At 70.1% G+C, this 274-nt stretch carries 1 protein-coding gene; it reads left to right on the top strand.

Annotation, left to right across the window (positions count from 1 at the left end; translation table 11 throughout):
• Positions 1–25: 25 nt before the first annotated feature.
• The coding region (locus RMT89_RS42925) for a hypothetical protein (protein ID WP_315889183.1) at positions 26–274 on the top strand (249 nt) is incomplete at its 3' end.

Raw genomic sequence — 274 nt, forward strand, 5'->3', positions numbered from 1 at the left:
GCCCCGCGCCGCCCGGATGCGTCACATGAACCGCGTCGCCCTGTATCGCACCCCCGACGAGCAGCTCCTCGACCACCACGCCAGCATCGACGAGGTGCATATGCCCGAGCCCACCACCGAGACTGTCGAGACCGCTGACGCCACCGTCGAAACCGTCGAGGTCGAGGCTGTGCGCGGCACCATCACCGACACCCAGATCGCCACCATCCTCGACCTGGTCGCCGCGGGCGCTCACGAGGAGGGCGGCTTCTATGCCGGCCCCACCACCGAGGCG

It is taken from the genome of Streptomyces sp. P17 (assembly GCF_032436805.1).
GTDB lineage: Bacteria > Actinomycetota > Actinomycetes > Streptomycetales > Streptomycetaceae > Streptomyces.